Below are 7,360 nucleotides of genomic sequence, written 5' to 3' on the forward strand. Positions count from 1 at the left end.
GATGGTGCGCCACTTCCTGCGTGACGACGAGCTGACCCCGCGTGAGCAGCGCGAGGTCCTCGAGCTGGCGCTCGCCTTCCGCGACGACCGGTTCATCCGCACACCGCTCGCGGGTCCGCGGGCCGTCGCGGTCATCTTCGACAAGCCGACGCTGCGCACCCAGGTGTCGTTCACGGCGGGCGTCGCCGAGCTCGGTGGGTTCCCGTTGGTCGTCGACGGCAACCTGGCGAAGATCGGCGTGCGCGAGTCGATCACGGACACGGCGCGCGTCCTGGGCCGTCAGGTCGCGGCGATCGTCTGGCGCACCCATGCCCAGGCTCGCCTCGAGGAGATGGCCCGCGAGGCCGGCGTGCCCGTGGTGAACGCCCTGACCGACGAGTTCCACCCCTGCCAGGTGCTGGCCGACCTGCTCACGATCGCGCAGCACCGCGGCGGTGTCAGCGCTCTCCCCGGGCAGACGCTCGCCTTCGTGGGCGACGGTGCCAGCAACATGGCGCACTCGTACCTGCTGGGCGGCGCGACGGCGGGGCTGCACGTGCGGATCGGAACGCCCGCGAGCTACCTGCCGGACGCCGCTGTCCTTGCCGATGCGACCCGCATCGCGCTGAGCACCGGAGGTTCGGTCCTGGTCACGAACGACCTCGCGGCAGCCGTGACGGGTGCCGACGCGGTCGCGACCGACACGTGGGTGTCGATGGGGCAGGAGCACGAGGCCGAGGCGCGCGAGCTGCCGTTCGTCCCGTTCCGGCTCGACTCCGCGGCGCTCGCGCTCGCCGCACCGGACGCCATCGTGCTGCACTGCCTACCGGCCTACCGCGGCAAGGAGATCACCGCCGACGTGATCGACGGCCCCCAGTCGGTCGTCTGGGACGAGGCGGAGAACCGGCTGCACGCGCAGAAGGCTCTGCTCACGTGGGTCCTGGAGAAGGCATGAGCATCGACAGCGCCGTAGGCGGCCAGGGGCCGTCGTCGACCCCCAGCACCGTGCCACCGACCAAGGCCGCGCGGCATGCGCTCATCACCTCGGTCCTCGTCCGCCAACCCGTCCACTCGCAGTCCGAGCTCGCCGACGCACTGGCGCAGGAGGGCGTGTCTGTGACCCAGGCGACCCTGTCGCGCGATCTCGTCGAGCTGCGCGCCGTCAAGATCCGGACCGCCGGGGGAGCGCTCGCGTACGCCGTGCCGGCCGAGGGTGGCAGCCGGGCGCCTGCGCATGCGGCCGACGCCGAGGTGCTCGCGGCCCGGCTCGCACGCCTGTGCGCGGAGCTGCTCGTGACCGCCGACGCCTCCGGCAACCTCGTCGTGCTCCGCACGCCGCCTGGAGCCGCACAGTTCCTCGCGTCGGCGATCGACCACTCGGTCCTGCCGGGAGTTCTCGGCACGATCGCGGGCGACGACACCGTCCTCGTGATCGCCCGCGAGACAGAGGACGGCGGCGGAGCATCGGGCGGCGCTGCCGTCGCAGCCCGCTTCCTGGCCCTCGCCGCCGACGGTTGACCTGCACCACCTGCGACCCGCGACCGGATGGGCCCACCGTCCGCCGCTGACACACCTGAACCGCACCTTCGTTGAGAGAAGAGAACAGTCATGACTGAACGCGTCGTCCTTGCCTACTCGGGCGGTCTGGACACCTCTGTCGGCATCGGTTGGATCGCCGAGGCGACCGGGGCCGAGGTCATCGCCGTGGCGGTCGACGTCGGCCAGGGCGGGGAAGACCTCGAGGTCATCCGTCAGCGCGCGCTCGACTGCGGTGCCGTGGAGGCGTACGTCGCCGACGCGCGCGACGAGTTCGCATCCGAGTACTGCATGCCGACCCTGCAGGCGAATGCGCTCTACCTGGACCGCTACCCGCTCGTCTCCGCGATCTCCCGACCGGTCATCGTCAAGCACCTCGTCCGGGCGGCGCGCCAGTTCGGCGCGGGGACGGTCGCGCACGGCTGCACCGGCAAGGGCAACGACCAGGTCCGCTTCGAGGTGGGCATCACGTCGCTCGCCCCGGACCTCAAGTGCCTCGCGCCGGTCCGGGACCTGGCCCTCACGCGCGACAAGGCCATCGAGTATGCGACGAGCCACGCCCTGCCGATCGCGACGACCAAGCACAACCCGTTCTCGATCGACCAGAACGTCTGGGGCCGCGCCGTCGAGACGGGCTTCCTCGAGGACATCTGGAACGCGCCGACCAAGGACGTCTACACCTACACCGACGACCCGACCTTCCCTCCGGTCGCGGACGAGGTCGTCATCACGTTCGAGCAGGGCGTGCCGGTCGCTCTCGACGGGGTGCCGGTCACGCCGCTGCAGGCGATCCAGGAGATGAACCGCCGCGCGGGCGCACAGGGCGTCGGACGGATCGACATGGTCGAGGACCGTCTCGTCGGCATCAAGTCGCGCGAGGTCTACGAGGCGCCCGGCGCCGTGGCTCTGATCGCGGCGCACCAGGAGCTCGAGAACGTCACGGTCGAGCGCGAGCAGGCGCGGTTCAAGCGGACCGTCAGCCAGCGCTGGACCGAGCTGGTCTACGACGGCCAGTGGTTCTCGCCGCTGAAGAAGTCCCTCGACGTCTTCATCGCCGACACGCAGCGCTACGTCTCGGGCGACGTCAGGATCGTGCTGCACGGTGGTCGGGCGACAGTGACCGGTCGGCGCAGCGACTCGAGCCTGTACGACTTCAACCTCGCGACGTACGACACCGGCGACACGTTCGACCAGTCGGCCGCGCGCGGGTTCATCGAGATCTACGGCCTGACCTCGAAGCTCTCGGCAGCGCGGGACGTGCGGTTCGGCCACGCCGAGGACCTCGGCCACGCCGGTGGGATCGTCGGTGCCTGAGTCGGCGGGAGCGGTTCCGGCGGACGCCGGACGCGTCAGCCTGTGGGGCGGCCGGTTCGCGGGGGGACCGGCCGACGCTCTCGCTGCGCTGTCGAAGTCGACGCACTTCGACTGGCGCCTCGCGGGCCACGACATCGCCGGCTCGATCGCGCACGCGCACGTCCTGCACGGTGCCGGTCTGCTCGACGACGGCGAGCTGGCCGGGATGGTCGACGCGCTCGAGCGGTTGCGGACCGACGTCGCCTCGGGTGCCTTCACCCCGGCGCCCGACGACGAGGACGTCCACACCGCCCTCGAGCGCGGCCTCATCGAGCGTGCCGGCGGCGACCTCGGCGGCAAGCTGCGCGCGGGCCGCTCGCGCAACGACCAGATCGCGACGCTGGTGCGCATGTACCTACGGGAGCAGTCGCGCTCGCTCGGCGGGCTCGTGCTCGACGTCGTGGACGCGTTCATCGGGCAGGCCGCGGCCGCCGGTGAGGCGCCGATGCCGGGCCGTACTCACATGCAGCACGCCCAGCCCGTGCTGCTCGCGCACCATCTGCTCGCCCACGCGTGGCCGCTGCTGCGCGACGTCGAGCGGTGGGTCGACTGGGACTCCCGCGCCGCTCGCTCGCCGTACGGCTCCGGGGCGCTCGCAGGTTCGTCGCTCGGCCTCGACCCCGCGGCCGTGGCTGCCGAGCTGGGCTTCGACGGCCCGGTCGAGAACTCGATCGACGGGACCGCGTCGCGTGACGTGGTCGCCGAGTTCGCCTTCGTCGCCGCCATGACGGGCATCGACCTCTCGCGGTTCGCCGAGGAGGTCGTCCTGTGGGCGACCAAGGAGTTCGGCTTCGTCCGGCTCGACGACGCGTACTCGACCGGCTCGAGCATCATGCCGCAGAAGAAGAACCCGGACGTCGCGGAGCTGGCCCGCGGCAAGGCCGGGCGGATGATCGGGGACCTGACCGGGCTCCTCGCGACGCTCAAGGGCCTTCCGCTCGCCTACAACCGCGACCTGCAGGAGGACAAGGAGCCGGTGTTCGACCAGGTCGACACGCTCTCGGTCCTCCTGCCGGCGTTCGCCGGCATGGTCGCGACGCTGACCTTCGACACGGACCGGCTCGCCGAGCTCGCTCCCCAGGGCTTCTCGCTCGCGACCGACATCGCCGAGTGGCTCGTGCGCGAGGGCGTGCCGTTCCGGGTGGCGCACGAGGTCGCCGGTGCGTGCGTCCAGGCATGCGAGTCCCGCGGCATCGAGCTGTGGGACCTGTCCGACGACGACCTTGCGGCCATCTCCGGCTACCTGACCCCCGAGGTCCGTTCGGTGCTCACCGTGACGGGCTCGCTGGCGTCGCGGTCGGCGATCGGTGGCACTGCGCCGGCGCGCGTCGCCGAACAGCTGACGCGTGCCACCGCCCGTGCCGCTGAGCTGCGTCGCTGGACGTCCTGACTGTCGTGGCCGAGTGACCGTGGCGAGCGCCGGCGACGACGACGCGAGGCGCCAGGACGCCCACGATGCTGAGGCCCAGGATGCAGCGGCGGAGGTCGCGACGCGGGTCTTGGCCCAGGCCCCGCGACTCGGCCGGGTCCGTCTCGTGTGCATCGACGGGCCAGCGGGTTCGGGCAAGACGTCGTTCGCCGCCAGGCTGGCCGAGCGGCTTGCCGCAGACGCCGTCCGCGTGGGAACGGTGCACCTCGACGACCTGTACGAGGGCTGGTCGGGTCTCGAGGGAACCCTCTGGCAGCGCGTGACCGCCCAAGTCCTCGAGCCGCTGCGGGCGGGCATGCCGGGTCGCTACCAGCGCTACGACTGGGTCGCGGGCGCGTTCGCCGACTGGGTCGACGTCCCGGTCCCCGACGTCCTCGTGCTCGAGGGCTGCGGAGCCGCCCGGCGGGCTGCGGCGCCTGATGCCGTGCTGATGGTGTGGGTCGAGGCTCCCGCGGAGCTGCGGCTCGCCCGCGGCCTCGAGCGCGACGGCGAGGCGATGCGCGACGAGTGGACATCGTGGACGATGAGCGAGGCCGCCCACTTCGACCGGGAGCGGACGCGGGTGCGTGCCGACGTCCGGCTGGACGCGTACGGCAGGATGACGCCGTGAGCACCGGAGCAGGTGACATGGGGCGCGTCGGGGTGGTTCCCGCGCACGTCTGGTACGCCCGGAGCGCGCCAGCGGTGGCGGTCGACCTGCTCGGCGCCTGGATCACGACGCGGTCGCCCGAGGGCGACGTCACGGTCCGCATCACCGAGGTCGAGGCGTACGGCGGCGCGGACGACCCCGGCTCGCACGCGTTCCGAGGCCGCTCGGCACGCAACGACGCGATGTTCGCCGAGCCCGGTCGGCTCTACGTCTACCGGCATCTCGGCCTGCACTACTGCGTCAACATCGTGACGTCACCGACCGGGCAACCCTCAGCCGTGCTCCTGCGTGCCGGCGAGGTCGTCGACGGTGCCGGGCTCGCGTGGGCGCGGCGGGCGCGAGCGGGAGCGGTCGACAGCGACCGTCAGCTCGCCCGCGGGCCCGCACGGCTCGCGGTCGCCCTCGGGCTGGACCTGAGCGCCAACCGGGCGGACGTCACCGAGGCCGGGGGAGCCGTCGTCGTGCATCGCCGGGAGAACGCCACCCGTCCTGCGCTGGCTTCGGGTCCGCGCGTGGGCGTCGCCGGCGAGGGGGCCGACGGCGCCAGGTTCCCGTGGCGCCTGTGGCTCGTGGGGGAGCCCACGGTGTCGCCGTTCCGTCGCGCCTACCGGTCGTCGTCGCCGCGCAGCGGCCCAGCCAGCGGGACGACGGGCCCGTGAACCTCGCCGGGCACGGCAGACTGTCCCGAGCAACCTTCGAGGAGACCCCTGTGACGCACATCCTCGACGAGCTCGCCTGGCGCGGCCTCGTCGCTCAGACCACCGAACCCGCCGCACTCCGGGCTGCCCTCGACGCCGGCCCGACGAGCCTGTACTGCGGCTTCGACCCGACGGCCCCGAGCCTGCACATCGGAAACCTGGTCCAGATCCTCACCGTGCGCCGGCTGCAGCTCGCGGGCCACAAGCCCTACGCGCTCGTGGGTGGTGCGACCGGACTCATCGGCGACCCGAAGATGACCGGGGAGCGCACGCTCAACGACCCGGAGGTCGTCGCGGGGTGGGTGGACCGGATCCGCCGCCAGATCGAGCCGCTCCTCGACTTCGGCGGCCCGGCCGGCGCCACGATGGTGAACAACCTCGACTGGACGGCGTCGCTGTCGGCTATCGACTTCCTGCGCGGCGTCGGGAAGCACTACCGGCTGGGGACGATGCTCGCGAAGGACACCGTCGCGCGGCGTCTGAACAGCGACCAGGGCATCAGCTTCACGGAGTTCAGCTACCAGATCCTGCAGGGCATGGACTTTCTCGAGCTGCACCGCCGCTACGGCGTGAGCCTGCAGACGGGCGGCAACGACCAGTGGGGCAACCTGCTGTCGGGCGTGGAGCTCGTCCGCAAGGTCGAGGGGGTCGGCGTTCACGCGCTCGCGACCCCGCTCATCACGAAGGCCGACGGCACGAAGTTCGGCAAGACCGAGACCGGTACCGTGTGGCTCGACCCCGAGCTGACGAGCCCGTACGCCTTCTACCAGTTCTGGCTCAACGCCGAGGACGACGCGGTCCTGGGCCATCTCAAGGTGTTCACGTTCCGCACGCACGACGAGCTCGACGACCTCGCGCAGTCGACCGCCGAGCGTCCTGCCGCGCGCGAGGCTCAACGCACCCTCGCCTACGACGTGACCGCGCTGGTCCACGGCACCGACGCCGCCGACAAGGTGGTCGCCGCGAGCCAGGCCTTGTTCGGACGGGGCGACCTCCGTCTCCTCGACGAGTCGACGCTCGGCGCCGCGGTCGCGGAGCTGCCGTCGGCGCCGGCACGTGCGGGCGACCTCGTGGTGGACGTCCTCGCCGCGAGCGGAGTCGTCGCGAGCAAGGCCGCCGCTCGCCGTGCCATCGCCGAGGGTGGCGCGTCGGTCAACAACGTCAAGGTCGTCGACGAGGACGCGGTCCTGACCCCGGACGACCTCCTGCACGGCCGATGGGCCGTCCTGCGGCGCGGCAAGCGGACCCTCGCTGTGGCCGACGTTCGGGCCTGACGGTGACGTCGTAGCTCGTCGTCGCAGGTCAGCGCGCCTCCCTGACCGGGCACACCAGCCAGTACTACGCCGCGATTTGACGGTCTGGCCCGGCGCTGCGTAGTGTTCACGTTGTCGCCCGGCAGGGAGGAACGGACACCGAGAAGGACCAGTGATGGTCCGAGCGGTGGCTGGTCCCCGAAGGCGTCCAACCCCAGCAAGGACACCAGGCGCTTCTGGCGCCTGATGCGTCGTGTCGGGAGAGAGATCACTGGCCGCCCGCGAAGAGCGGAACCGGGCAGCGAATATCTCGGGTAGTATTGAACGGTTGCCTCCGGGCGGGTCGAAGGGCCTTGCGGGATGCGCGTCTGTTCCTTGAGAACTCAACAGTGTGCCAAGTAGTCGATGCCAAGATGGTTCATCGTCGTGTGGTTCTTGTCCCGTTCGGGGTGGGGGTCGTGTG

Annotated in this window: 7 protein-coding genes; all 7 read left to right on the forward strand. The window is 71.6% G+C overall.

Going from position 1 to position 7,360, the window contains the following annotated elements; translation table 11 throughout:
- The first annotated feature begins 1 nt into the window (after window position 1).
- The 7 genes from argF (at window position 2) to tyrS (ending at window position 6,918) form a co-directional block, all read left to right on the forward strand.
- Window positions 2–934, forward strand: coding sequence for an ornithine carbamoyltransferase (gene argF, locus VFW79_RS05780; protein WP_329676365.1), 933 nt, complete (start codon window positions 2–4; stop codon window positions 932–934).
- A complete protein-coding gene (locus VFW79_RS05785; protein WP_329676366.1) occupies window positions 931–1,497 on the forward strand; it encodes an arginine repressor in 567 nt (188 codons plus the stop codon). Before argF ends, VFW79_RS05785 begins: the two co-directional genes overlap by 4 nt.
- 90 nt (window positions 1,498–1,587) lie before the next feature.
- On the forward strand, window positions 1,588–2,829 hold the full coding sequence (locus VFW79_RS05790) for an argininosuccinate synthase (protein ID WP_329676367.1): 1,242 nt from the start codon (window positions 1,588–1,590) through the stop codon (window positions 2,827–2,829).
- Window positions 2,822–4,258, forward strand: a complete 1,437-nt coding sequence (gene argH / locus VFW79_RS05795) for an argininosuccinate lyase (RefSeq protein WP_329676368.1) — start codon at window positions 2,822–2,824, stop codon at window positions 4,256–4,258. Before VFW79_RS05790 ends, argH begins: the two co-directional genes overlap by 8 nt.
- Before the next feature lie 13 nt (window positions 4,259–4,271).
- Window positions 4,272–4,907, forward strand: coding sequence for a uridine kinase (locus tag VFW79_RS05800; RefSeq protein WP_329676369.1), 636 nt, complete (start codon window positions 4,272–4,274; stop codon window positions 4,905–4,907).
- 17 nt (window positions 4,908–4,924) lie between these two features.
- The gene (locus VFW79_RS05805; protein ID WP_329676372.1) at window positions 4,925–5,605 is read left to right on the forward strand and encodes a DNA-3-methyladenine glycosylase; all 681 of its coding nucleotides are present in this window, start codon (window positions 4,925–4,927) and stop codon (window positions 5,603–5,605) included.
- Between the two features lie 50 nt (window positions 5,606–5,655).
- Window positions 5,656–6,918, forward strand: a complete 1,263-nt coding sequence (gene tyrS, locus VFW79_RS05810) for a tyrosine--tRNA ligase (RefSeq protein WP_329676370.1) — start codon at window positions 5,656–5,658, stop codon at window positions 6,916–6,918.
- The last annotated feature ends 442 nt before the right edge of the window (window positions 6,919–7,360 follow it).

Source organism: Cellulomonas sp., assembly GCF_036279715.1.
Taxonomy (GTDB): domain Bacteria; phylum Actinomycetota; class Actinomycetes; order Actinomycetales; family Cellulomonadaceae; genus Cellulomonas_A.

Coding starts and splice junctions, on each gene's coding strand:
- argF (WP_329676365.1), top strand. CDS start 2: ATGGTGCGCCACTTCCTGCGTGACGACGAGCTGACCCCGCGTGAGCAG.
- VFW79_RS05785 (WP_329676366.1), top strand. CDS start 931: ATGAGCATCGACAGCGCCGTAGGCGGCCAGGGGCCGTCGTCGACCCCC.
- VFW79_RS05790 (WP_329676367.1), top strand. CDS start 1,588: ATGACTGAACGCGTCGTCCTTGCCTACTCGGGCGGTCTGGACACCTCT.
- VFW79_RS05805 (WP_329676372.1), top strand. CDS start 4,925: ATGGGGCGCGTCGGGGTGGTTCCCGCGCACGTCTGGTACGCCCGGAGC.